The organism is Synechococcus sp. R50.1 (genome assembly GCF_047462115.1).
Lineage (GTDB): Bacteria > Cyanobacteriota > Cyanobacteriia > Thermostichales > Thermostichaceae > Thermostichus.
Genome location: NZ_JANSIN010000012.1, coordinates 500 through 24,360, shown reverse-complemented (window position 1 = coordinate 24,360; position 23,861 = coordinate 500). Strand labels below are relative to the sequence as shown.

The following is a 23,861-nucleotide window of genomic DNA, read 5'->3' as shown; positions in this document are numbered from 1 at the left end:
CTAGCGGGTATACTGCACCCGCGGATCCAAAATGCTGTAGAGAATATCCGCCACCAAATTGAAAATCACGATCAAGATGGCGTAGATAAAGGTGATGGCCATCACCACCGGCGTATCGCCCCGGAAGATGGAATCCACCAACAAAGCGCCGATCCCAGGTACGCGAAAAATCTGCTCTGTAACCAGCGCTCCGGTAAACACGGATGGAATATCCAGGGCCACCAGGGTTACCACCGGGATCAAGGCATTGCGCAAAATGTGCCGATTCACCACCACCCATTCTTGCAAGCCTTTGGCCCTGGCCGTCCGTACGTAATCCCGGTTCATTTGCTCCAGCATTGAGGCTCGCACAAAGCGCATCAGCACCGCTGCCTGGAACAACACCAAGACTGTCACAGGCATGATCGATTGGCGCACCTGGGCCACAAAACTTGCCCAATCGGTTACCCGCAGCGTGCTGTTGTAGATGAAGGGGAACCAGCGCAGTTGCACACTGAAAATGATGATGAACAAAATACCCGTAAAAAAGGTGGGCAAGGAAAAGCCAACAAAAGCCAGCGTCGTCACCACTTGGTCGAAGAGGGTGTAGCGCTTCAGGGCAGAGATCACGCCCAAAGGCACCGCCAGCAATGCGCCGATAATATATGCAGTGCCAACTATCCAAAGAGTGGTGGGCAACCGTTGCAAAATCAAGTTCAACACGGGGCTGCGGCTGGTAAAAGAAAAGCCCATATCCCCCTGCATAAAAGCCCACAGCCACTTCACATAGCGGATGTAAATCGGCTGATCTAGCCCCAAAGAACGGCGAATGTTCTCCCGTACTTCCGCAGTGATGGCAGGATTGGTGGCAAATTCTGCCATGGGATCCCCAGGTGCCAAAGCCAAGATGGCAAACACCACGATGCTGATGGCCAGCAAGGTGGGAATGGAGATCAACAGGCGATTAATCAAGTAGCGCGTCATAAAAACAAAGAGACAAAAATGAAAGCAATGCCATCATGGTAGGGATGTTGGCAGCAAAATGTTAGGGGAAAGCCTTTCTTGCCCAGAGAGGAAAAAAAGAGGCAAGGGATCCCTCCCTCACCCCCTCCCCTCCCCGACAGGATCCCCTAGGACTTGCGAGTCCAATCTTTGATGTTCCAAGGTTCCAGATCCCAGGGGGTGAGATCGATCCCTTCCAGGCTGTTGGCCGCTGCCGCCGGGCTGGAGCGGTCGATCAAAGGAATCACCGCCACATCTTCTACTGTCAGGAAGTTGTTCATTTTCTTGATCTGCTCCTCCCGTTCTTTGGCATCGGTCATCGCCACCAGCTCGGCAAACATGGCGTCGTAGGTGGGGTTGCAATAGCGGGAGTCGTTGGACTTGGCCCAGTTGTTTTCTTTCTGGGCAATCTCCTCGCAAAGGTAACGGCGCAGGTAACTCGTCGGATCCGGGTTATCGTTGCCAGTGGTGTACATCTGTAGGTCAGCGTAGAAGTGGCCCAGGTTGTCGGGGTTGTTGGGTTCGCTGTCGAAGAAGATGCTGGCATCGATGCTCTTCAGCTCCAGGTCGATGCCGATCTTGCTGAAGTCTTGCTTGATGATCTCCTGAGTTTTCTGGCGCACCGGGTTAACAGAGGTTTGGAAAACCATGCGCATCTCTACACCACCTTTGTCCCGAATGCCGTTGTTGTTGCTATCTACCCAACCGGCTTCATCCAGCAGCGCTGCAGCTTTCTCCAGGTTGAATTCCCAGGGAGCGTTGGCCCGCAGGTTTTCGGGAGATAACACGTAGTCATTGGTGGGGGTACCGGCCACGCCGTAGATCTGATCGGCGATGGTTTGCCGATCCACAGCCAGGCTCAGGGCTTTGCGCACGTTCAAGTCCGTCAGGAACGGATGGGGCACATCCTTGTGGGAGCGTTGCCCGTCTTTCTCTACGTTGGGGTCGGAGAAATTGATAACGATCCGCTCCATGCTCGGGCCAGGCTTGGGAATGACCCGACCAATGCCTGTAGCCTCTAGCTGAGCGAGCACTGCAGCTTCTACCTGGGTGTTCCACGCATAGTCGGCATCGCCGGTTTGCAGCACCGCCCGTGCCGCAGAGGTGGCATCTCCACCTCCCTTCAATTCCACGCGCTTGAAGAAGGGCTTGCCCTCTTCCCGAAAGTTCTTGTTGGCCACATAGACGATCACATCCCCTGGCCTCACCTCTTCGGTAATGTAGGGGCCAGTGCCAATGGGGGCCAGGTTGGCAGGGGCCTCGCGGGAGTTAGGGCCGTTGTAGTCTTTGAAGATATGTTTGGGAATGATCATGCCGTTGCTGCCGACAAAGGGCACAAACCAAGCCACCGTCGGCTTTTTGAAGGTGATTTTCACCGTGGTCGGATCCACAGCTTCCACCGAGGCAACATCGGCATAGTATTCGGAGGTAATCGCTCCCACTTCTGGGTTGGAAACGTACTTGTAGGTGAAGACCACATCTTCAGCGGTGAAGGGTTCTCCATCCGCCCAAGTGACCCCGCTCTTCAACTTCCAGGTGACAGAGGTCAGATCTTTGGCAACGCCGCCGTTTTCAATGCTGGGGATTTCTGCTGCCAAAAAAGGCACCATTTCACCACGGGCATCAAAGCTGGCCAGAGGCTCATAGACCAAGCGGCTGGCTTCAAAGTCTTTGGTTCCTGTGGAGAGGTGAGGGTTAAGCAGAGTTGGCGCTTGCCAGTACAGCAACCGCAGGGTGTCGTCGGCTTGGGCCTGGACGGGTATCCAATGCTGGTGAACCAGCAACCCTCCCACCACAAACAGGGGAATCAACCACAGCCGCAGCTTGACCAGCCGCAGTCTCAGACGTTGGAAAGGATGAAAAGACATTTACACTTACCTCTTGTAAACAGACTCAGCTAGGGGACTGGCGCTATGGCCTCCAAGTCATCCCAGAGATTTTCAGCCTTTGACTGGCAAGAACCGGGTAAGGTTCCCCCCCGGCGGTCCGATTGAGGTCAACTTTGTTGGATGAGGGTTTGCCTCAATCAAGACCTCTTTTAGGTTTAGGTTTCAGCAGGGTAGCAGATGGACGGGATTTTTCTGTAATTCGTTACACAGTATTGCCAGATCCCGCTTGCAGAGCCCTAGAGGGTTGGATTGCTGGGAATGGGGTTCCCCCGTTTGGTGCAAATGGATACGCAAATGTCTGTAGAGATGAGCAAGAATGGTGGCAGGGTTTCGTCAACCCTTAGGTGCTGCTCCTCTTTAGGGTTGGACTTGAACTCGGTCGGGATTGAGCTTGAATTGGTTTGTGTCTAAATGGTTCTAAGGGATGCTGGATTTTTCTGGAAAAATTCGCCATATAAGGGGAAATCCTTTTCCTTTGCTGTAGCGGTGACAAGGATCCCAGGAGCATGGCGCGATTGTTAGAAGTATGGCGGCTGGAAACGCGGTTCTATACCCAGGATGGAGTGGTGAAGGCCGTCAACGGTTCCAGCTTTCACGTGGACGAGGGGGAAACTCTGGGCATTGTGGGGGAATCGGGATCCGGCAAAAGTGTCACCATGCTCTCGGTGATGCGGCTGATCCCAACACCGCCGGGCAAAATTGTGGGGGGCGAGGTGCTGTTTGCCGGCCAAGACCTGCTCAAGCTGAAAGAATCGGAAATGCGGCGCATCCGGGGCAACCAGATCGCCATGATCTTTCAAGACCCCATGACCTCCTTGAACCCTGTCTTGCGAGTGGGCCAACAAATTGCCGAGGCTCTGCAGTTGCACCTGGGCATGACTCCTGCCCAAGCACGGCAGCGGACTATTGAACTGTTACAAATGGTTGGGATCCCGGCAGCAGCCGAGCGGGTGGATCACTATCCCCACCAATTCTCCGGGGGGATGCGGCAGCGGGTGATGATTGCCATGGGCCTGTCCTGCCGCCCAAAGCTGTTGATTGCCGATGAGCCCACCACCGCCTTGGATGTGACGATCCAAGCCCAGATTGTGGAGTTGATCAAAGCCTTGCGCGAGGAGATCGGCATGGCGATTATCTGGATTACCCATGATTTGGCCTTTTTGGCGGGCCTGGCCGACCGGATCTTGGTTATGTACGCCGGCCAGATTGTGGAAGAAGCTCCGTTGCACCAGCTTTACAAAAATCCCCGTCATCCCTACACCATCGGCCTGCTGCAGAGCATCCCCCGCCTGGATGAGCGCCGCCGCGAAAAGCTGCAGCCCATTGAGGGCATGCCCCCGGATTTGGTCAACTATCCCAAGGGTTGTCCGTTTGCGGCCCGTTGTCGCTTCGTCATCGACCGCTGCTGGAGCGAAAATCCAGAGCTGGAGTCCGTTGGATCCCAGCATGCGGTGGCTTGCTGGGTAAAGCCGGAAGGAAAAGCCCATCTGCGGTCAGTGGCCGGTGTCGGCGGGGACGGTGAATCGCTGGAGAGGACGGCCCATGATTGACCCCCCTTCTTTCCCGGCCAGCGCCTCTGTCGATGCTTGCCCACCTGAGACCGGCCAAGCCACCTTGGTGCGCGTCGAAAACCTAAAAGTGCATTTTCCCATTCGGCGGGGGCTAATCCTGCAACGACAGGTGGGATCCGTCAAGGCGGTGGATGGGGTGAGTTTTGCGGTGCGGCGGGGAGAAACCCTGGGGCTGGTGGGAGAATCGGGCTGTGGCAAGAGCACCCTTGGGCGAGCCATTTTGCAGTTATATCGGCCCACCGCCGGGAACGTGTATTTTGGGGGTGTCGATCTGACCCAGCTCAGCCCGGAAGAGCTGCGCCGCATGCGGCAACGCATGCAGATGGTGTTTCAGGATCCCTATGCCGCTCTGAATCCCCGCCAGACGGTGGGGGCAATTGTGGGGGAGCCCCTGACAGTCTTTAGGGTGGCCGGGGGCAAAGCGCAGCAGGAGCGGGTCAGGGAGCTGCTGGAGGTGGTCGGCCTCAATGCCAACTTTGTCAACCGCTATCCCCACGAGTTTTCGGGCGGGCAACGGCAGCGGATTGTCATTGCCCGTGCCTTGGCTTTGAAGCCGGATTTTATTGTCTGTGATGAGCCGATCTCGGCTTTGGACGTGTCGATTCAGGCCCAGGTGATTAACTTGCTGCAGTCTTTGCAAGAGCAGTTCGGCCTCACCTATCTGTTCATCGCCCATGACCTGAGCGTGGTGCGCCACATTTCCGACCGGGTGGCGGTGATGTACTTGGGCAAGGTGGTGGAGCTGGCGGATCGCGACGAGATTTACCAAAATCCTCTCCATCCCTATACCCAGGCACTGCTCTCGGCAGTTCCCATTCCCGACCCGGAAGTGGAAGCCAGGCGCAAGCGGATCATCCTCAAGGGCGATGTGCCTAGCCCGGTCAACCCGCCCAAAGGATGCAACTTCCACACCCGCTGCCCTTGGGTAACAGAGGCGTGCCGTCAAGATCCACCCCCGGCCTTTCGCGAGGTGAGCGCGGGGCATTTTGTGGCTTGTCACCTGGTGCCCTAGGTAGCCCTCAAGGGATCCCGGCCACGCCGGTTTGGCGGGCAGCCTGGATTACCGCAGCGGCCACCTGAGGAACCACCCGCCCGTCGAAGACCGAGGGGATGATCCACTGGGGATCCAAATCCTCAGGTGGGATCAAAGCCGCAATGGCTTGAGCGGCAGCCAGGCACATCTCGGTGTTGATCTGCTTGGCGCGGCAGTCGAGGGCGCCGCGAAACACGCCCGGAAAGGCCAGCACGTTGTTGATTTGGTTGGGGTAGTCGCTGCGGCCCGTGGCCATCACTGCCACCCGATTGCCCACCAGCTCCGGCTGGATCTCGGGCACCGGGTTGGCCAGGGCAAAGACGATGGGATCCGGTGCCATTTTTTCTACCATCTCCACTGTCAGGGCATTGGCCACGCTCACCCCAATAAACACATCCGCTCCCACCAAGGCTTCCGCCAGGGATCCCTTCTCCTCGACGGCAATGGCCGCCTTCTCGGGGGTGAGATCGGAACGGGAGCGGCTGAGGATCCCTTGGCGGTCGCAGACCAGGATGTGGGCTGCCCCGGCCCGCCGCAGCAGTTGCGTCACGGCAATGCCAGCTGCCCCGGCCCCGTTGAGGACAATGCGCACCTCGTCTAGGCTCTTTTTCACCACTTTCAGGGCATTCAGCAGCGCCGCCAGCACCACAATGGCGGTGCCGTGCTGATCGTCGTGAAACACCGGCAGGTTGAGGCGGGCCTTGAGCTGAGACTCAATGGCAAAGCAGCGAGGGGCGCTGATGTCTTCCAGGTTAAAGCCGCCAAATCCCGGCGCCAGGCGCACCACCGTCTCTACAATTTCCCCCACCTCCTGAGTGGCCAGGCACAGAGGAAAGGCATCGATATCGGCAAAGCGCTTGAACAGCGCCGCCTTCCCCTCCATCACCGGCAAAGCTGCCTCCGGGCCGACATTCCCCAAGCCCAGCACCGCACTGCCATCGGTTACAATGCCTACACTGTTGCCCTTGATGGTGTACTCATAGACCGCGGCGGGGTTGGCAGCAATTTCCAGAGAAACCCGCCCTACCCCCGGCGTGTAGGCCATGGCCAGATCGGCGGCGCTCTCCAGGGGGCTTTTGGCCACCACTTGCAGTTTTCCCCCTCGATGCAGCTCAAAGGTGCGATCTACCACCCGCTCCACCTTCACATTGGCCAAGGAGGCAACGGCGGCGTAAATTTGCTGAGCATGCTCGCTGCTGACGGCATCTACACAGATTTCTCGCACCGTTTCTGCTGCCGATTGGTGGATGAGATCGATCTGGCTGAGGCTGCCTCCCACTTCCGCAATGGCCTGGGTGACGCGGGCTAGGGCTCCCGGCTGGTTGAGCAGGCGAATGCGCAGGGCAATGCTATAGCTAGAGCTGGGGGTAAGTTTTGTCATAGCTCCCTATGGTAGACGAAAAATCCGCTTCCGACTTGCACACCCTGGCCAACTGGCTGGAGGGCTACTACAGCAACCGCACCCAGGCGATGGCAGAGCCGGTGTGGTTTGTGCCGGTCAGCCTTTGGTACGTGCGCCTTCCCCACCTGTTCTCGGAGGGGATCGGCTTTTTTACCGAGCAATTTAACCAGCACACGCCGGGCCAGTTTTATCGCAGCCGGGTGCTCCAGGTATTGGGGGATCCCTTGCGGATCGAGAACTACAAATTGCGGGATCAAGCAGCTTGGGCAGGTGCCTCTCAGGATCCGCAGCGCTTGGCGCAGCTCTCCTTGGCCGACCTGGAGCATTTGCCCGGTTGTCGCATTTTGGTGGAAAAGCGCCCAGACTGCTACCACGGCGAAATGCTGCCAGGTGGAGAATGTCGTCTGAACCCCGGGGATAGCACCTATATCCACATCGAGTTCGACCTCACCCCCAGCGAATTCATCACCTGGGATCGGGGCTTTGACGCCGCCACTGGCCAACAAACCTGGGGATCCCGCGCCGGACCCTACCGTTACCGAAAAGGGATCCCACCGGCCTCTTCCCCTCGCCCTTGGGGAGAAAGGGACAGGGGGTGAGGGCCAGAAAACAGTCAGGGGAACAAAAAAGGCAACAGATCTCGAAATCCTTTGCGCAGCCTGAGCAAAAAGATCAGCCGTTCCACCTCGGGGGAGACGGATCCGGTTTCGGGCCGAGCTGCCAAGGCTTCCTGGAGTTCCAGAGCCTCGGCGGCGGCGAGGGGCTGATTATCGACCGGAGAGCGAGCCCGCAAGTCGGGCTGGGCCCGCAGCACCTCCTCAGGGATCTCATCGGCAGGGGGCAGTGCCCAAGCTTCCGGCCAAAGCAGCAGCAGACCCGCGCAGCAGCCCAGTCCTGCACTCCAGAGCCGTTGGCCCATCCGACCGGTTCTCCTAGCGTTGTCCACTGAACTCCACCCCTTGAAGGGATCCCTCCCAACCTTTCCCAACCCCTCGACCTGTTGCTGGGGGAAAGGGGGGGATCCCTTTAGCTGGCCATGGCTTCCGAGCGCTCTTGGATCACCCGATCCACGATGCCGTAAGCCTGAGCTTCCGTGGCCGAGAGGTAAAAGTCTCGCTCCACATCCCGCTCGATTTTCTCCAGCGGTTGGCCGGTGGTTTGCGCCAAGATCTCGTTCATGCGCCGTTTGACTCGCAGAGTTTCGCGGGCGCGAATTTCAATGTCGCTGGCTTGGCCTTGGATCGTGCCCAGCGAAGGCTGGTGCAGCATGATGCGGGAGTGGGGCAGGGCAAACCGTTTTCCCTTAGTGCCGGCAGCCAACAAAAAGGCTCCCATTGAAGCTGCTTGGCCCACGCAAACCGTAACGATATCTGGCTTGATGTGGTTCATGGTGTCGTAGATGGCCATGCCCGCCGTCACAGAGCCACCGGGAGAATTGATGTACATCACAATGTCCTTTTGCGGATCCTGCGAGTTGAGGTAGAGCATCACCCCCACGATGGTATTGGCCAAGCTATCGTCAATGGGCTCGCCGATAAACAAAATCCGCTCTTGGTACAGGCGATCGTCAAGGCTAATCCACTGGCTATAGGGCTCGCCGGGCAAACGGTAGGGAACCCGAGGCACTCCAATCGGCATAAGTTTCTCCTGGCAAAGTATGAAACACAGAACGACGCGCTTGTAAGATATCTTCCGCGCTCAAATCCAGCTGGGGCAAAACCGAGGAAACAATGCGTCCAGATCCAGTTTTGACCTCGCCTTCGTATTCTCCGCCAACCCAGCGCACCGCGGAAACGGACTGCTTGGCTGGATCCACTGGGATCCCACGGGCAGCGTAATCTTTGCGCTTGTCTTGATCATCGTGTTTTTCATTGTCTACTCCGGGGGAAACGACTTCCACCACCAACAGCGGCAGGGGCATGTGCAGGCAAGGATTCCGCAACCGTTTCCCAGCAAGCTCACATAGCGGGATGCAAAGCCATCACCTCTGGATTGCGCAACCGAGCCTTGGCTGCGGGCACTTCGACCTCAACTTGGCCCAAGCTCAGGCGTTGGATGGGCAAAAACTTGGGCAATTCCGCAACCAGAAACAGCTCAATGAGGGTGTTCATACGCTCCTCGGCTTCCCGAATGGACCCGTCTTCAGGTTCAACCCGTCCTTCATAAAGCCCGTCCGTGAGGTAGAGGTACTCCTCCGCCGTTAAAGGCTGTACGGGAACTTGAACCATGGACGGATCCCTCTGCTTCAGTTTTTGGCTGTTGCCAACTTCGGCACGCCTTTGGAACTGGTCAGCACCTGATCGATGAGGCCGTAGGCTTTGGCTTCCTCTGGTGTCATGAAAAATAGCCGCTCCGTGTCCTTCTTGATGCGCTCCATAGGCTGGCCCGTGCTGCGGGACAGTTGCTCCAGCATCATGTTGCGCAAAGTCAGAATCTCGCGGGTGCGAATTTCGATGTCGCTGGCCTGTCCACGGGTGCCCCCATAGGGCTGGTGGAGCACGATCGTGGCATTGGGCAGACTGGCCCGAAATCCTTTGGCTCCTGCTGCCAATAACATGGCCGCCATCCCAATGGCATTGCCGATGCAGATAGTATGCACAGGCGGCTTGATGTAGTTCATGGTGTCCAGAATGGCAAAGGCCGCTGTGTCGTAGTTATAGGTGCCCGTCGAGTTGATGTACATCTTGATCGGCTTTTCCCGATCCTCGTACTGCAGATACAGCAGTTGCTCGATGATCAGCTTGGTGACGTTGGCATTCGACTCCTCTGCAAGGGGCAAGCCCAGGTAGACAATGCGCTCCTGCAGCAGCAGCGAAGCCAAATCTGGGGGTGGGGTACGAACCGGAGCGCCGCCATAGTAGTAGTAGGTCGATTGCACCATGCCAGAGATCTCCTACGCCTGGGTCTGTTCAACTGAAAAACACCAGAAAAACAACACTTGAGGACCACAAGGGATCCGCAGCATCCCAACGGATCCCTTGCAGTCTGAGGACCTCTCAAAGCCAGCTTTACTCCGCCCCTTGAGGCAAGAGAACCCGCTCCGGCTCCGTGACCAGCACCTTGGGCTTGCGCTCCTCATCCACATCGATGAGCACCTCCGATCCCTCCCGGACATGCCCAGTCAGGATCTCTTCCGCCAGGATGTCTTCCAGCAGGCGTTGGATGGCGCGGCGCAGCGGGCGCGCCCCGTAGCTGGGGTTATACCCCTCCTCCACCACCAAGTCTTTGAAGCGGTCGCTGACCGTAAGGCGGATTTTCTTCTCCGTCATGCGGTCAAACACTTCCTTGAGCAGGATGTCGGCAATCTGCTTCACCTCATCCTTGGTCAGTTGCCGGAAGACGATGATCTCGTCCACGCGGTTGAGGAACTCCGGACGGAAGTACTGCTTCAGCTCCTCATTCACCAGGTTGCGGATGCGGTTGTAGTTGGCATCCTCGTCGTTGGTGTTGAACTCGAAGCCGAGGCTGCCGCCGCCCTTCTCGATGACCTTCGAGCCGATGTTAGAGGTCATCACGATCAGGGTGTTCTTGAAGTCCACCGTGCGGCCCTTGGCATCGGTCAGGCGGCCATCCTCCAGGATTTGCAGCAATAGGTTAAACACATCCGGGTGCGCCTTCTCGATCTCATCGAAAAGCACCACCGTGTAGGGGCGACGGCGTACCGCCTCGGTGAGCTGACCCCCCTCGTTGTAGCCCACATAGCCCGGCGGGGATCCGATCAGCTTGCTGACCGTGTGCCGCTCCATGTATTCCGACATGTCGAGGCGGATCATGGCTGACTCGGAGCCGAAGAAGTAGGCTGCCAAAGCCTTGGTCAGCTCGGTTTTGCCCACCCCTGTTGGGCCGGAGAAGATGAAGCTGGCGATGGGGCGGTTGGGATTTTTCAGCCCCACCCGAGCGCGGCGGATGGCCCGGGAGATGGCCCGCACCGCTTCGTCTTGGCCGATGATGCGCTGGTGCAGGGTTTCTTCCATGTTCAGCAGCTTCACTGACTCGCTCTCGGTCAGCTTGGCCACCGGCACCCCCGTCCAGGCGCTGACCACTTGGGCCACGTCCTCTTCGGTTACCTCAGGCATTTCGCTGCGGCTGCTCTCCTCGGCTTTTTTGGCAGCGGCAATGGCGCGGATCTGCTGCTTGATCTCCATCTCCCGATCCCGCAGCTCACCAGCCTTGTCGAAGTTCTGGGCCCGCACCGCAGCGTCTTTCTCCTTGAGCACTCGCCGCAACTCTTGATCCAGCTCCCGGGCCGCCGGGGGCAGTTGAGAGTTGATCAGGCGCACCCGCGAAGCAGCCTCGTCGATCAAATCGATGGCCTTATCTGGCAGGAAGCGGTCGGAGATGTACTGGTCGGCCAGCTTGGCTGCCGCATCCAAGGCGGCATCGGAGATCTTCAGCTTGTGGTGCTGCTCGTAGCGCTCCCGCAGGCCAAACAGGATCTCGATGGTCTCGGAGACCGTCGGCTCGCCCACCATGATGGGCTGGAAGCGACGCTCCAGGGCGGCATCCCGTTCGATGTGCTTGCGGTACTCATCCAGGGTGGTGGCGCCGATGCACTGCAACTCGCCACGGGCCAAGGCAGGCTTGAGGATGTTGGCGGCATCAATCGCCCCTTCCGCAGCCCCGGCCCCGATCAGGGTATGCACCTCGTCGATGACCAGGATGATGTTGCCGGCATTGCGGATCTCATCCATGATTTTCTTGAGGCGCTCTTCAAACTCGCCGCGGTACTTGGTGCCGGCCACCAGCAAGCCAATATCCAGGCTGATCACCCGCTTGTCGGCCAAAATATCGGGCACATCCCCCTGCACGATGCGCTGGGCCAAACCCTCGGCGATGGCGGTTTTGCCTACCCCCGGCTCGCCAATGAGGACGGGGTTGTTCTTGGTGCGGCGGCCCAGGATCTGGATCACCCGCTCGATCTCCCGCGTCCGACCGACCACCGGATCCAGCTTGCCCTCCTGGGCCAGTTGGGTGAGGTTGGAGCCGAATTCGTCCAGGGTGGGCGTTTTGGTGCGGCTGGAGGATCCCCCCCCCGCCGTCACTTCGGCGGTCTCGCCCAACATGCGGATCACCTGGGTGCGCACCTTGGAGAGATCCACCCCCAGGTTTTCCAAAACGCGGGCTGCCACCCCTTCCCCTTCTCGGATTAGGCCCAGGAGCAGGTGCTCAGTGCCGATGTAGTTGTGGCCGAGCTGGCGGGCCTCTTCTAGGGAGAGTTCCAGCACTCGCTTGGCGCGGGGAGTGAAAGGGATCTCGACGGCCACAAAACCGGATCCCCGACCGATGATTTTCTCGACTTCAATGCGGGCGTCCTTCAAGTTCACTCCCATGGACTTGAGAACTTTGGCGGCGACCCCAGTGCCCTCGCCGATTAACCCCAACAAAATTTGCTCGGTGCCAACGAAATTGTGACCTAACCGTCTGGCTTCTTCTTGGGCCAGCATGATCACCTTGATGGCTTTTTCTGTAAAGCGTTCAAACATGATCCTCGGGCTCCCTACGCCTGCATCAAGGCGGACTTGATAGGGGTAATCCTAGCACAAGTTCTGGCGAAACCAAGGGACGGTAAATACCCCAGACGGAAGCTGTCTGGGGCCAAAACGCGCCTGGAGAGATTTGAACTCCCGACACCGTGGTCCGTAGCCACGTGCTCTAGTCCACTGAGCTACAGGCGCAAAAGGGGCGGGCCAACCACGGTTGACTGTCTGTCCATACTATCTGTCCATAGTTACTCAGATACTATCCAGTACTATCCAGAGACAGAGATGGACATCTATCAATGTGGCTTAGGCATTCTAGCACAAGAGCGTTCTTTGGAAAGTCCAGCGGGGGTGTAGATATCCGCCAGCGTTAACATTGCCCTTGCCAAGGTTGCCGGACTTCTCCCCCCACTTCGAGGCCGGCTTGGGGGCTGGTGGCCTTGAGCACCGGCGTCCAGACTTGGCCGTTGCGCTGCCAAAGCTGTAGGTGCAGATGCCCTGCCAGGGTATCCCGACAGTTGCGCTGCATCCCTTCTGGGCCAGGGGCGAATACAGTTTGGCCAGGCCGCCGCGTGTGCCCTTCCAGCCGAATACACCAGAGGGCGCTCTCTCCCCGGATTCGCCAAGATCCCCAGGGATCCACTTGCCAGGTCAGCCGAGCGGATCCGGGTCGCCATTCCAAAAAGGGCTGGGATCCCCACCCATGCAAGCTGATCAGGGCCACTTCTTCGGGGCGGGTGAGCACCTGCCGCTCAGCTCCGGCACAGGTGAGGCTGAGACCGGGATGCTGGGGAAAGGCGTTGCACTGGATCCAAAACCAGCGGCGAGGAAAGCTTTGGCCCCAATTTTTTTCGGCATAGGCAGGAGCCTGCTGAAATTCATAGCGCCTGCCTCTCCACTCCACCCAGCCGGTGGCCAAGCCATGGCTCATGAGGATCTGCCAGCCCGGCTCAAAGATGGGCAGATAAGACCAGGCTCCCATGGTGGCTTGGGGTGGGATCCCATAGGCAAAACGAGGCTGAATGCGGTAAAGCCAGCGAATGGGCTCAGAGACCAAGGGATCCGGCAAAATCCCCTGATTGAGGTGGGCGGTGTATTGGTAGCCACTGGCGGTGCGCTGGAAGAAGGTGAAGGGATCCTGAAGGCCGCGACAGCCAGGGTCTGGGATCCCTGAGTGCCCCAAGGCCAGATGGGTTGAGCTGGCCCAAAAGCGGCGGGGATTGGGGAAGGTGCGCCAATGCAGCTCCTCCTCTGGCCCCAACACCTGAGCCATGCCCCCGCGCTTGGGATCGATGGCGTACATGAAGGCAAAGCTAATGGGCGGATCCCCGGGCAAGGTGACGCGGCTGTACCAGCCCTCAAAAAACCGCTCTGTGCAGCCATCCCAGTGATAGCCGGCATGGGGCAGGGATCCCCAATCTGTTGAGTTGTTTTGCCCAGAGCAAGCCGCCGTTGGAGGAAACGCCATTGAGACCTAAGCCATCGCAACAATGATAAACGGAAGTCTATGCTTACCAAAATAATAATTGTATTGTTTCTATATTTATTTGCCCTTAGGATATCAACCAAGCTGAGATTTAAGGATTTCTTGAGATTTCACGAAGGAAATCCGTGGGTCAGGCGACTTGAACTGGAAAGCTTCCTTCTTGCCTTCACATATCCTTTCGATGAGGTGAGCATGACGTCACGTCGTAACTTTTTGCTGTCTGCGGGTGCGGCCACCGTGGGTGGACTCGTGAGTGGCAGCTTAGCACGGGCCAGCACAGGCTACTGGGTTGCCCAGGCCAGCGGCCCAGAAACCCCCAATCTCAGGTTAGGCTTTATACCGATTGTGGAGTCTGCCCCCCTGATCATCGCCAAGGAAAAGGGCTTTTTCGACAAGCATGGCATGACCGGTGTAGAGGTGTTGAAGCAGGCCAGTTGGCCGGCAGCCCGTGACAATGTGGTCATCGGCTCAGCGGGTGGGGGAATCGACGGTGGCCAGTGGCAGATGCCGATGCCTCACATGATCCACATTGGCGCCATCACCAACAATCAGCCGGTGCGCATGGCAGTTCTGTGTCAGTTGATCACCCAAGGCAACGGAATTGCCATTGCTGGAATGCATGTTGGCAAGGGTTTGGGGCTGGATATCTCGGGAGCCGCGGATTACATCAAAAATTTCAGCGCCAGCAACGGACGCAAATTCAAGGCCGCTCATACCTTCCCCAACGTCAATCAAGATTTTTGGATCCGTTACTGGTTTGCTGCTGGGGGGGTAGATCCGGATCAAGACATCGACCTGTTGGCGGTTCCCTCTGCCGAAACGGTGCAGGGAATGCGCAATGGCACCATGGATGCTTTTAGCACCGGGGATCCCTGGCCCTACCGGATTGTGGCCGATGGGATCGGGTTTATGGCGGCCCTTACCCAACAGATTTGGCCCTTTCACCCCGAAGAATACTTGGCCATTCGCGCCGATTGGGTAGAGCAAAACCCCAGGGCCACACAAGCCACTTTGATGGCGGTGATGGAAGCGCAGCAATGGTGCGACGATCCGGCCAACCGAGAAGAACTGACACGCATTCTCTCAGGGCGTGCCTACCTGAATGTGCCGGTTGAAGTTCTCACCCCTCCCTTTCAAGGCAACTACGAATTGGGAGACGGCAAGCCAGCTGTTCAAGATTTCAATGCCGGGCCCTTGTACTGGGAAGATGGCCGGGGCAGCGTCTCTTACCCCTACAAGAGCCATGACCTTTGGTTCCTGACGGAATCCCTGCGTTGGGGCTTCCACGCTCGCTTCCTTCCCGATCTGGATACTGCCCGTCGTCTGGTGGATGAAGTGAACCGTGAAGATCTCTGGCGTGAGGCCGCCCAGGCACTGGGGGTGAAGAACATCCCCAACAACACCTCGCGGGGAACAGAGCGTTTCTTTGACGGTGTGGTGTTTGACCCACAGGATCCGCAGGCTTACCTGAACAGCCTGAAAATCAAAAGGGTCTAGCTGAATAGCTTGATTGGGCCAAGTTCCTCACCTTCTTTCGCAGGAAGTCCATGGCTTACCGTTTCCTTGTTCGAATCTCTCGCGCGACAGGGATCCTGCCTACCTGTGGGATCCCACGAGGTCGAAAAAAGCGGTGCCGAGCTTTCTGCCCAAACGATGGAAAGTTGATGGATGCTATGAGCCTCGCACTTTTTGAATAACTTTAAATGCCATGTTGAGGATCGGCTATGTTGGCTCTACTTCACGTTCCGCGCGAACTCTTCAGGGATCCTCCTTTTGAGAGGCCGGCCCGGCCTCGCTGGGACAAGCTCATCCTTTCAATAGCCGTAGGAATCCTGAGTTTTCTGATTGTCGTGAGAGTTTTGTTGAGTTTGCAATCCCTGTGTTTGCCCATCCAAAGAAAAGGCAAGGCCAATCCCAGTTCATGCTCTGTTTCCAACACGTTGTAGAACCCTGCGGTTGGAATGTTCTGAGAGCGCGACAACAGAGAACCTTGTAAAACCCTATCCTCTCCAGGAGCTATGACGACGACACTTTCTTCTCCGGCAAAGTCTTCGGCAGCGAAGCTCGATTTGGCGAAGTACCGAGATCAGATTCTCCCCCCTGTGGTGGGTATTGTTGGATTCCTGCTCATCTGGCAGATCTTGGCCAGTGCCAACCTAATTCGGCTGCCGGGGCCCTGGGATGTGTGGATGGATGAGCGCAGCCGATATCTGATCCTGCATCCTTTGTATCGCAACAGCGACCTCGACCAAGGGCTGCTGCGCCAAACCTTGGCCAGCTTACAAAGGGTGGCCATCGGCTATTGCAGTGCCGCTTTGGTGGGCATCACGTTGGGCATTTTGGTGGGAAGCAGTGTGTGGATCAACCGAGCTTTGGATCCCATTTTCCAATTTTTGCGCATGGTAGCTCCCTTGGCTTGGGTGCCCATATCTTTGGCTGCTTTGCAACGCAATGAGCCGGCTGCCCTGTTCGTTATTTTTATTACCTCAATTTGGCCCATTCTCATCAACACGGCTGTGGGGGTGAGACAGATCCCGGAAGACTACATCAACGTCTCCAAAGTGCTCAAGCTCTCCAAAGTGGACTTCTTTTTTAAGGTGTTGCTGCCCTCAGCCCTGCCCTACATGTTCACAGGTCTGCGCATCGGCATCGGCCTGTCTTGGCTGGCCATTATTGCCGCAGAGATTGTGATGTCGGGTGTGCCGGGGATCGGCTTTTTCATCTGGGATGCCTACCAGCAGAACTACGTTACGGAGATCATCGTTGCCGTCATCTACATCGGAGCGGTGGGATTGCTTTTGGATCGCCTGATGTCTATTTTGCAAAACAAGATAGCCAATCAATGATGTGTTGTCAGTGCGTGGTTGGCTTAAGGCTAGATGAGTGATAGGTTGGGAGGTTTTCTGTGTCTGTATTGGTCAGTGTAGAGCAGGTGGAAAAATCTTTTCCTCTGCCCGGAGGGCAGGAATACCTTGCTCTGAAAGGGATCGATCTGCAAATCCATCGAGGGGAGTTTGTCTCCTTAATCGGCCACTCCGGCTGTGGCAAATCCACCCTATTGAACATGGTGGCGGGGCTGTCTTTGCCTACGGGGGGGATCGTAGCTTTGGATGGACATACCATTACGGCTCCCGGCCCCGATCGCATGGTGGTGTTTCAGCATTACTCGCTTTTGCCTTGGCTAACGGTTCGGCAAAACATTGCGCTAGCGGTGAATGCCGTTCTTAAAAACCATTCTCCGGCGGAGCGTCAGCAGATCGTAGAAGAGCACATCGATCTGGTGGGTTTGCGCCATGCCGCAGATAAGCCCCCAGCCCAATTGTCCGGGGGGATGAAGCAGCGGGTGGCCATTGCCCGTGCCCTGGCTTTGCGGCCCAAAGTGTTGTTGTTGGATGAGCCATTTGGCGCTTTGGATGCGCTCACGCGCGGGAACTTGCAAGAGCAGTTAATGCGCATCTGCGAAGAACATCAGATGACCACTCTCATGGTCACCCACGATGTGGACGAAGCGGTTCTTCTGTCAGATCGTGTGGTCATGCTCACCAATGGGCCGGGATCCCGAATTGGGAACATTTTGACCATTGACATTCCTCGGCCCCGCCGTCGGCTGGAGGTGGTCAACCATCCCAGCTACTACAGCTACCGCAGCGAGATCATCTACTTTTTGAACCAACAAAAACGCATCAAGCAATGGCGTGCTCGCCGCAGCACTGTGGTGGCCAGGCATGGCTTGGAAAAGATCAACCTGGAGATTGGCTTTGTGCCCCTCACTGCCTGTGCTCCGTTGGCTGTGGCCAAAGAAAAAAGGTTTTTTGCCAAACACGGCTTGGAAGAAGTGAATTTGGTGCGGGAAACCAGTTGGCGAGGGATCCAAGACGGCATTCAGGGAGGTTATCTGGATGCGGCCCAAATGCCCGCCGGTATGCCGGTGTGGATGTCCTTGGGTGGAGGGGATAACCCGCCTCAGCCGGTGGTTACGGCCCTCACCTTGACCCGCAACGGCAATGCTATCACCTTGCACAAGCGGTTCTATGAGCAAGGGATCCACACCCTCAGCCAGTTGAAGGCTTACATCCTGGATAGTCCCAGCCGTCGGCTCACCTTTGGAGTGGTGCATCCCAGCTCTATGCACAATTTGCTGTTGCGCTACTGGCTGGCAGCCGGCGGGATCCACCCGGATCATGACGTGGTACTGAAAACGCTGCCTCCGGCCCAGATGGTGGCCAACCTAACAGCCGGCAACATCGATGGGTACTGTGTGGGAGAGCCCTGGAATTTGCGGGCAGCCTTAGAGGGCAGTGGCTTTACGGTGGCTACAGATCTGGAGATTTGGCTGGGCCATCCCGGCAAAGTGTTGGGGGTGCGAGAAGATTGGGCCAGAGCCTACCCCAACACCCACATTGCCTTGGTGAAAGCGCTGTTGGAAGCCTGCCGCTACTGTGAAGACCCGGCCCATCACGACGAGATTCGCGAGCTGCTCAGCCGCCGCGCCTACCTGAGCACCGACCCATCCTACATTCATCTGGGGGATCCCCAGCGTCTGATCTGTGACTTGGACAGGCCGATGCGGGAATATGCCCACCACCGCTTCTTTCTGGGAGCCGGCAACCGTCCCAGCCGCACCGAGCATCTGTGGATGATGACCCAAATGGCCCGCTGGGGGGATCTGCCCTTCCCTCGCAACTGGGTGGAGATTGTAGAGCGGGTGTGTCAGGTGGGGGTATTCAGTACGGCAGCCCGCGAGCTGGGGCTGGATGTCTCCTACCAAAGGCAGCCCATTCAGTTGTTCGATGGGATCCCCTTTAATGGCGAGGATCCCCTGGCCTACCTCAACAGTTTGGCGATTAAGCACGATATTTATGTAGCCGAGGTTGCCTTAGATCGTCGTCCTGTGTTGCTCTAGATACCCACTTGGGCGCCCTTGCAAAAGCACATTCCCCGTTGTGAGAAAATCATGAATTGGAGCACCCTACGATGACTGCCCTCTTGACAACCTCTACCCCAGCGAACGTAGCCGCAGAACCCTACCTAAGCCTTGAGAATGTCAGCAAGACCTACTCAACTCCCAAGGGGGATTATCCCGTCTTGCGAGATATCAACCTCAGTGTGAACGAGGGAGAGTTTGTCTGCTTGGTTGGGCATTCCGGCTGTGGCAAAACCACCCTGCTGAATATGGTTTCCGGATTTGCCCAGCCCACCAGTGGCTCGGTGAAGCTGAAAGGGCAGCCGATTACAGCTCCTGGCCCGGAGCGCATGGTAGTGTTTCAAGGGTATGCCCTGTTGCCTTGGCTCACGGTTTATGAAAATGTTTATTTGGCCGTTCGGTCGGTATTTCCCCAAAAGAGCCAGTCGGAAAAGCATCGAATTGTGGAAGAACATTTGGATTTGGTGGGGCTGGGGGAAGCCGCTCAGAAATATCCCTCGCAAATTTCGGGAGGGATGAAACAGCGGGTAGCCATTGCTCGTGCGTTGGCCATCCGTCCAGAAGTGCTGATTTTGGATGAACCCTTCGGGGCCTTGGATGCCATTACCAAAGAGGAGCTGCAAGAGGAGCTGTTGCGCATTTGGGATGAACATCGCTGCACGGTTTTGATGATTACCCACGACATTGATGAGGCGCTGTTTTTGGCCGACCGCCTGGTGCTGATGACCAATGGCCCTGCAGCCACCATCGGGCAGATTGTGACCATCCCCTTCCCGCGCCCTCGGGATCGCGAGCGGATTCTTGAAGATCCGCAGTACTACCGCCTGCGCAACTTGGTTCTCAGCTATCTCTACGGCCATGAAGCCAACCCAGAGGCGGCTTGCCGGTAAATCCAACCTGGAGCAGTTGACGGAGCGAGAGGGCGACAAGGCAACCCAAAACCCAAAAACCACACACCTTGGCCATCAGGTGCAGCCCCTGGTCAGGCGATCCGCAAACCTCTCTTGGAACTCGCACACAACGCCGTGCAACCGCTCGTCCAAAACGGCCAGCGTCCGGGATGCGATATATGCTGACCCGCCCCTCCAATTCTGAACCTGCAGCTCTAGTGAATGAGGCGGCGCACCGCCCGCAGCAGCTCCGCGGGGGGAGGAGAGTTGGGATCCCAGCGAATTTCCAACTCAGGTGAGTCTTTGAGCACTTGAGGAGGGCCGGGCGAGGTGTGCAGGATGGCCACACAGCGCAAATTGCCCCGGTCTCGACAAAACTCGTGCCAGAGAGGGATAGCCTCGGGATCCCGGCTGACCACCAGGTAGTGGGAGCAGGCTTCCAGGATCGGCTGCTTTTGCGGATCCACCTTGCCGCCCACATCCACAATCACCAAACTCTTTTGCCGGCGCAAAGCCAGAATGGCCTGGGCATGGAAGCTGAAAAATTCGGGGGTAAAAGAGCCCCGGTACTGGTGCTTGAGGATCTTCGCCTCTTCTGGTGGCAAGTCTAAAGTCCAATTGCCTTCCCCATCCCAATGGGCCCGTTGCAGATAAATATCGGGATGCTCCGGCAGCAGAGCTTCGAAGAGGGCGCGGGCAAGACGGCTTTTGCCACTGTCGGGGGGGCCCACCACCATCACCGCCGCTGCCAATTCTGTTCGCGTCAGCGGGCCGTAGGCCTTGCCCGGCCTTCCCTGCACCCAGGGGATGACCTGGCCCACCCGCACTTCGGGGGTATGGCTGGAGACCACCACCGCGCCCAAGCGTGGGTCATAACAGGCCACCCAACGGGTGAAGTGGCACTCATGCACCAGCCAGCCATACAGCCAAATGGGGGCCCGCCCCGTCAGAACCACCCCCAGCTGGGCATTGATCCCGGCAGGCAGCTGAAGCTGAGCCAAATCCTCTGGAAAAACCAAGCGATCCGGTCGGGTCAGCTCAATTTCGATGACCTGAAAAGACAGTTCCGAAGAATGGGATCTTCGAGGGTCCAAGGACTCCGTCCCGCTGGCGCGAAAGGACTCCGTCCCGCTGGCGCGAAAGGACTCCGTCCCGCTGGCGCGAGCGGCCAGACAGCCGGAAAGCAAATGCAGTGCCACAGCAGCCATGGGCAGATTTGACGAGACAGGTTGACTTCAGTATGGAAGAGATTGGAAGTGGAAGGTTCCAACTCATGTCAGAGTGGTCAGGCTCTCACTTGCGCCTTGCTCCAAGAAAACCCCTGGCCTGGAGTGCCATCAACTGGTTGACCTAAGAACCGAGGGAACTGTCGGATGAGCGGATTTGAGCTGCCTTTGACGGTGGAAGTGTTGCGTTGGTTAGCGGGCGGTCAGTTGGCGGAGCGCCTGGAGCGGGCCGTGCGCCTGTGGGTACTGCTCCACTGCCTCTATGGCGAAAACCGCTGGCCAGACCTGCCGGAAACCTTTGGCTACACCCACATCCGGGATCGCTTGCTCTCGCCGTGGCATCCCAAGCAGGATCTGGCAAAAGGGATCCCTTCACCCTGTCCTGATGTTGACTGCATTTGCTGGAAACCCTTGAGTTTTTGGCTGAAGGATGCCAACCTATTGGCCGCCTTAAAAGCAGAAGTTCCGGATCTGGAAGCGCTGCTATCTGCTCAACCCTTTCACAAGACCCATCGCACACTGCGCAAAGAGCTGGATTACCTGGCTGCCCGGGGTTGGCTGCAACAAATTCAGGCCAACTCTAGGCGGAGAGATAATTTTCGCTGCCGTGCGCCGGGGGATCGTCCTCAACTGCCCGTATCTTCATCGGCTTTGACCTTATCGGGCCATCAACTGGAACAGATCTATCACATCCTCAGCGATGTGGCCTTTGTACATCCAGATGTGCAGGTTTTGCTGGATGAAATCTGGGCCAACCAAAGGACTCCGTCCCGCTGGCGCGATCAGCACTCGCAGCGGCGGCTGTTTGTGTGGTTTGAGTACATCCTCTCAGACGAACAGCAAGAACGGGTGGATGAATATCAAAGCCAGCTAGAAGCCCTTTGGGCCAACCCAGAAGCAGGGGTGATCGGTTTTGACTACGCCACCCGCCAACATGGGATCCGACACGTTCTCACTTACCCAGTCTGTTTGTTCTATGCCCGCCGCGCCAAGTATTTGGCAGCCTTTGGCCAGCTTCCCACCCCCGAAGGATCCCTGGGCTGGCACAATTTTCGGCTGGATCGGATCCAGTCTAAGCGCCTGGCGGTGATTCCCTGGGACGCTCCTTCCATTCCGCCAGAGCTGGCAACCCGCAAACGGCAAAAGAAGCTGCCCAGCCCAGAGGAAGTCCAAGCAGCATGGGAAGAAGCCTGGGGATCCGATTTTTACTTGCCCAAGGCTTTGTTGATCCTTCGATTTTCCCCGGAGTTTGCCCGTCGCTACGTGGAGAGCACAGTGCGACATCCCACCTTCCAGCCCATTGCCTACGAGCGGATCCCGGCTTTGGTGCAACGGGCAGTGGCGGATGCGCGGGAGCGCGAACAGATTTTGAACATTGTCCGGCAAAGACCAGCCAGCGACCGGTACTTCCGCGCCTGGGTACGGGTGGGAGATACCAATTTCACCATGCGCCTGCGGGATTGGCGGCCCAACGGCGAGGTGATCGCTCCCCCGGCCTACCGGGAACAGATGGCTCGAGAAGCTCAGGCAGAGCTGCAGTTTTATCGCCCCGACCTGAAGCTTTCTTGACCTTCCTGCCCATGACCACCCTCTACCTAACCGAGCCGGGGACTGTGGTTCACTGCCAAAACCAAACCCTGCTCATTCGCCGCCGTGGTCAAGAGCAGCTTTGCCGCCTTGCGGAGGTGGAGCTGGTGGTGGTGTTGCCCGGGATCCAATTGACCAGCGCAGCTTTGGCCCAACTGCTGGATCGAGGCATCGAAACCATTTTTTTGCGTGCGGATGGCGGTTTTCGCGGTCGCCTGCAGGGATCCTTCTCCACCAACTCTGAGATCCGTCTGGCCCAGTATCAGCGGGCCTACTCCCCCTGGGGGCTGAGGTGGGCCAAGGTGATTGTGCGCGGCAAGATTCGCAACCAACGGGCAATTCTACAACTGCACAACCGGGCTACCCGCGGCCAAATTGCCCCCATACAGGAGGGTACTGATGTTATCGCCGCCTACCTGCAACAGTTGGATCGCTCCACCGGGCCGAAATTGTAAAGTTTTGTGCGCGATCTGTCGGGGCGAGCCATCACCAGCCTGACTCTGCCGGCACAAGATTTTAAGGGAAACTTTAGATCTTTTGCCCCGATTGGCCCAAAAACGTGACATAATGGCCGTAGCAAGCTCAATTTCCCCGCTTGCGCTTGGCCGCGAGGACAATGTTAATATCTGTGTCGAGGAATCTCCGTACTCCCTCGCGAACGCACCTTGAAAACCTCATGAATTCAGGCTTTTCCGAGGGTAGGGTTGATCCCTACCTTTTCCCCGCAAGGGGACGGAAACACCTCATCTGCTACAGCTCTGTAAGTACCAAAGTTAGCACGGTTGATCCCTACCTTTTCCCTGCAAGGGGACGGAAACATTGTGCAGTACGGGTACTGCACCGGAGGAATAGGTCCGTGTTGATCCCTACCTTTTCCCCGCAAGGGGACGGAAACGTTTAAAAGAGAAAGTTACTTACTCGTTACTCCCGCTGAGCCGTTGATCCCTACCTTTTCCCCGCAAGGGGACGGAAACCATACCCCCTTGTCTCAACCAACCTTTCTCTATAAGTGTTGATCCCTACCTTTTCCCCGCAAGGGGACGGAAACAGCATAGTATCGACCTCCTCCTGAGTATACAGTGTGGTTGATCCCTACCTTTTCCCCGCAAGGGGACGGAAACCCTCTCTGCGTAGTCGGAGTAAAAAGTCCAGGGACCCAGTAGTGTTGATCCCTACCTTTTCCCCGCAAGGGGACGGAAACTGTAGGAGATAAACAACACCCAGGTGTGGTGCACCTGGGTGGTTGATCCCTACCTTTTCCCCGCAAGGGGACGGAAACCCAAAGCGGCGGGCGACCCCCTCTAACACACTTTGCGTTGATCCCTACCTTTTCCCCGCAAGGGGACGGAAACCCAAAGCGGCGGGCGACCCCCTCTAACACACTTTGCGTTG

The 23,861-nt window shown here is 57.4% G+C and carries 20 protein-coding genes, 1 tRNA gene and 1 CRISPR repeat array; of the genes, 9 read left to right on the top strand and 12 right to left on the bottom strand.

All coding sequences use genetic code 11. From position 1 onward, the window contains the following. Complete coding sequence (locus NW870_RS05065; protein ID WP_414358333.1) at positions 1-963, bottom strand: ABC transporter permease; 963 nt, start codon at positions 961-963, stop codon at positions 1-3. Between the two features lie 146 nt (positions 964-1,109). Further along, positions 1,110-2,849: a peptide ABC transporter substrate-binding protein gene (locus NW870_RS05060; RefSeq protein WP_414374239.1), complete on the bottom strand. Its 1,740-nt coding sequence runs from the start codon at positions 2,847-2,849 to the stop codon at positions 1,110-1,112. Positions 2,850-3,376: 527 nt separating this feature from the next. On the opposite strand from NW870_RS05060, the gene NW870_RS05055 reads away from it, so the two are divergent. Together NW870_RS05055 and NW870_RS05050 are read left to right on the top strand one after the other, a co-directional pair. Further along, positions 3,377-4,420 (top strand): ABC transporter ATP-binding protein, encoded by a 1,044-nt coding sequence (locus NW870_RS05055; RefSeq protein WP_414374237.1) that lies wholly within the window; start codon positions 3,377-3,379, stop codon positions 4,418-4,420. Beyond that, on the top strand, positions 4,413-5,453 hold the full coding sequence (locus NW870_RS05050) for an ABC transporter ATP-binding protein (protein WP_414374235.1): 1,041 nt from the start codon (positions 4,413-4,415) through the stop codon (positions 5,451-5,453). Before NW870_RS05055 ends, NW870_RS05050 begins: the two co-directional genes overlap by 8 nt. Positions 5,454-5,460: 7 nt before the next feature. Here NW870_RS05050 and NW870_RS05045 read toward each other — a convergent pair whose 3' ends face one another. Continuing rightward, complete coding sequence (locus NW870_RS05045) at positions 5,461-6,855, bottom strand: malic enzyme-like NAD(P)-binding protein (protein WP_414374233.1); 1,395 nt, start codon at positions 6,853-6,855, stop codon at positions 5,461-5,463. Between the two features lie 8 nt (positions 6,856-6,863). Between NW870_RS05045 and NW870_RS05040 the strand changes: the two genes are divergently transcribed. Continuing rightward, positions 6,864-7,475 carry a chromophore lyase CpcT/CpeT gene (locus NW870_RS05040; protein ID WP_414374232.1) on the top strand — a complete coding sequence of 204 codons (612 nt, stop codon included), beginning with the start codon at positions 6,864-6,866 and terminating at the stop codon, positions 7,473-7,475. Between the two features lie 14 nt (positions 7,476-7,489). Here the strand turns inward: NW870_RS05040 and NW870_RS05035 are convergent, their stop codons facing one another. From NW870_RS05035 to NW870_RS05000, 8 genes are all read right to left on the bottom strand, one after another. After that, positions 7,490-7,795: a hypothetical protein gene (locus NW870_RS05035; protein ID WP_414328714.1), complete on the bottom strand. Its 306-nt coding sequence runs from the start codon at positions 7,793-7,795 to the stop codon at positions 7,490-7,492. 107 nt (positions 7,796-7,902) lie between these two features. Continuing rightward, positions 7,903-8,514, bottom strand: coding sequence for an ATP-dependent Clp protease proteolytic subunit (locus NW870_RS05030; protein WP_011432257.1), 612 nt, complete (start codon positions 8,512-8,514; stop codon positions 7,903-7,905). Further along, positions 8,462-8,818, bottom strand: a complete 357-nt coding sequence (locus tag NW870_RS05025; protein WP_414374230.1) for a Uma2 family endonuclease — start codon at positions 8,816-8,818, stop codon at positions 8,462-8,464. Before NW870_RS05025 ends, NW870_RS05030 begins: the two co-directional genes overlap by 53 nt. 16 nt (positions 8,819-8,834) lie before the next feature. Beyond that, positions 8,835-9,104, bottom strand: coding sequence for a hypothetical protein (locus NW870_RS05020; RefSeq protein ID WP_414374229.1), 270 nt, complete (start codon positions 9,102-9,104; stop codon positions 8,835-8,837). A 17-nt stretch (positions 9,105-9,121) separates the two neighbouring features. Continuing rightward, complete coding sequence (locus tag NW870_RS05015) at positions 9,122-9,757, bottom strand: ATP-dependent Clp protease proteolytic subunit (protein WP_414349574.1); 636 nt, start codon at positions 9,755-9,757, stop codon at positions 9,122-9,124. A 127-nt stretch (positions 9,758-9,884) separates the two neighbouring features. Continuing rightward, the gene (locus NW870_RS05010) at positions 9,885-12,359 is read right to left on the bottom strand and encodes an ATP-dependent Clp protease ATP-binding subunit (RefSeq protein WP_011432255.1); all 2,475 of its coding nucleotides are present in this window, start codon (positions 12,357-12,359) and stop codon (positions 9,885-9,887) included. 118 nt (positions 12,360-12,477) lie between these two features. Then, positions 12,478-12,551, bottom strand: a tRNA-Arg gene (locus tag NW870_RS05005). Positions 12,552-12,726: 175 nt separating this feature from the next. After that, entirely contained in the window at positions 12,727-13,824 is a 1,098-nt protein-coding gene (locus NW870_RS05000; RefSeq protein WP_414374228.1) for a tocopherol cyclase family protein, read from the bottom strand. A 204-nt stretch (positions 13,825-14,028) separates the two neighbouring features. Between NW870_RS05000 and NW870_RS04995 the strand changes: the two genes are divergently transcribed. The 4 genes from NW870_RS04995 to NW870_RS04980 all read left to right on the top strand — a co-directional run bounded on the left by NW870_RS04995 (position 14,029) and on the right by NW870_RS04980 (position 19,656). Next, positions 14,029-15,339 carry a CmpA/NrtA family ABC transporter substrate-binding protein gene (locus NW870_RS04995; RefSeq protein WP_414374226.1) on the top strand — a complete coding sequence of 437 codons (1,311 nt, stop codon included), beginning with the start codon at positions 14,029-14,031 and terminating at the stop codon, positions 15,337-15,339. Positions 15,340-15,860: 521 nt separating this feature from the next. Then, a complete protein-coding gene (ntrB, locus tag NW870_RS04990) occupies positions 15,861-16,688 on the top strand; it encodes a nitrate ABC transporter permease (protein WP_414374225.1) in 828 nt (275 codons plus the stop codon). A gap of 59 nt (positions 16,689-16,747) precedes the next feature. Continuing rightward, a complete protein-coding gene (locus NW870_RS04985; RefSeq protein ID WP_414374224.1) occupies positions 16,748-18,745 on the top strand; it encodes a nitrate ABC transporter ATP-binding protein in 1,998 nt (665 codons plus the stop codon). A gap of 71 nt (positions 18,746-18,816) precedes the next feature. Beyond that, complete coding sequence (locus NW870_RS04980) at positions 18,817-19,656, top strand: nitrate ABC transporter ATP-binding protein (RefSeq protein ID WP_414374223.1); 840 nt, start codon at positions 18,817-18,819, stop codon at positions 19,654-19,656. 215 nt (positions 19,657-19,871) lie between these two features. Here NW870_RS04980 and crn3 read toward each other — a convergent pair whose 3' ends face one another. Further along, positions 19,872-20,864, bottom strand: coding sequence for a CRISPR-associated ring nuclease Crn3/Csx3 (gene crn3 / locus NW870_RS04975; RefSeq protein ID WP_414374222.1), 993 nt, complete (start codon positions 20,862-20,864; stop codon positions 19,872-19,874). A 165-nt stretch (positions 20,865-21,029) separates the two neighbouring features. On the opposite strand from crn3, the gene NW870_RS04970 reads away from it, so the two are divergent. Both NW870_RS04970 and cas1 read left to right on the top strand, forming a co-directional pair. After that, on the top strand, positions 21,030-22,451 hold the full coding sequence (locus NW870_RS04970) for a TIGR03985 family CRISPR-associated protein (RefSeq protein ID WP_414374221.1): 1,422 nt from the start codon (positions 21,030-21,032) through the stop codon (positions 22,449-22,451). Continuing rightward, positions 22,448-22,924, top strand: a complete 477-nt coding sequence (cas1, locus tag NW870_RS04965) for a CRISPR-associated endonuclease Cas1 (protein WP_414374220.1) — start codon at positions 22,448-22,450, stop codon at positions 22,922-22,924. The genes NW870_RS04970 and cas1 overlap by 4 nt, the downstream gene beginning before the upstream one ends. A 248-nt stretch (positions 22,925-23,172) precedes the next feature. Beyond that, positions 23,173-23,821: direct repeats of the CRISPR family, unit length 37 nt; unit sequence GTTGATCCCTACCTTTTCCCCGCAAGGGGACGGAAAC. Between the last annotated feature and the right edge of the window lie 40 nt (positions 23,822-23,861).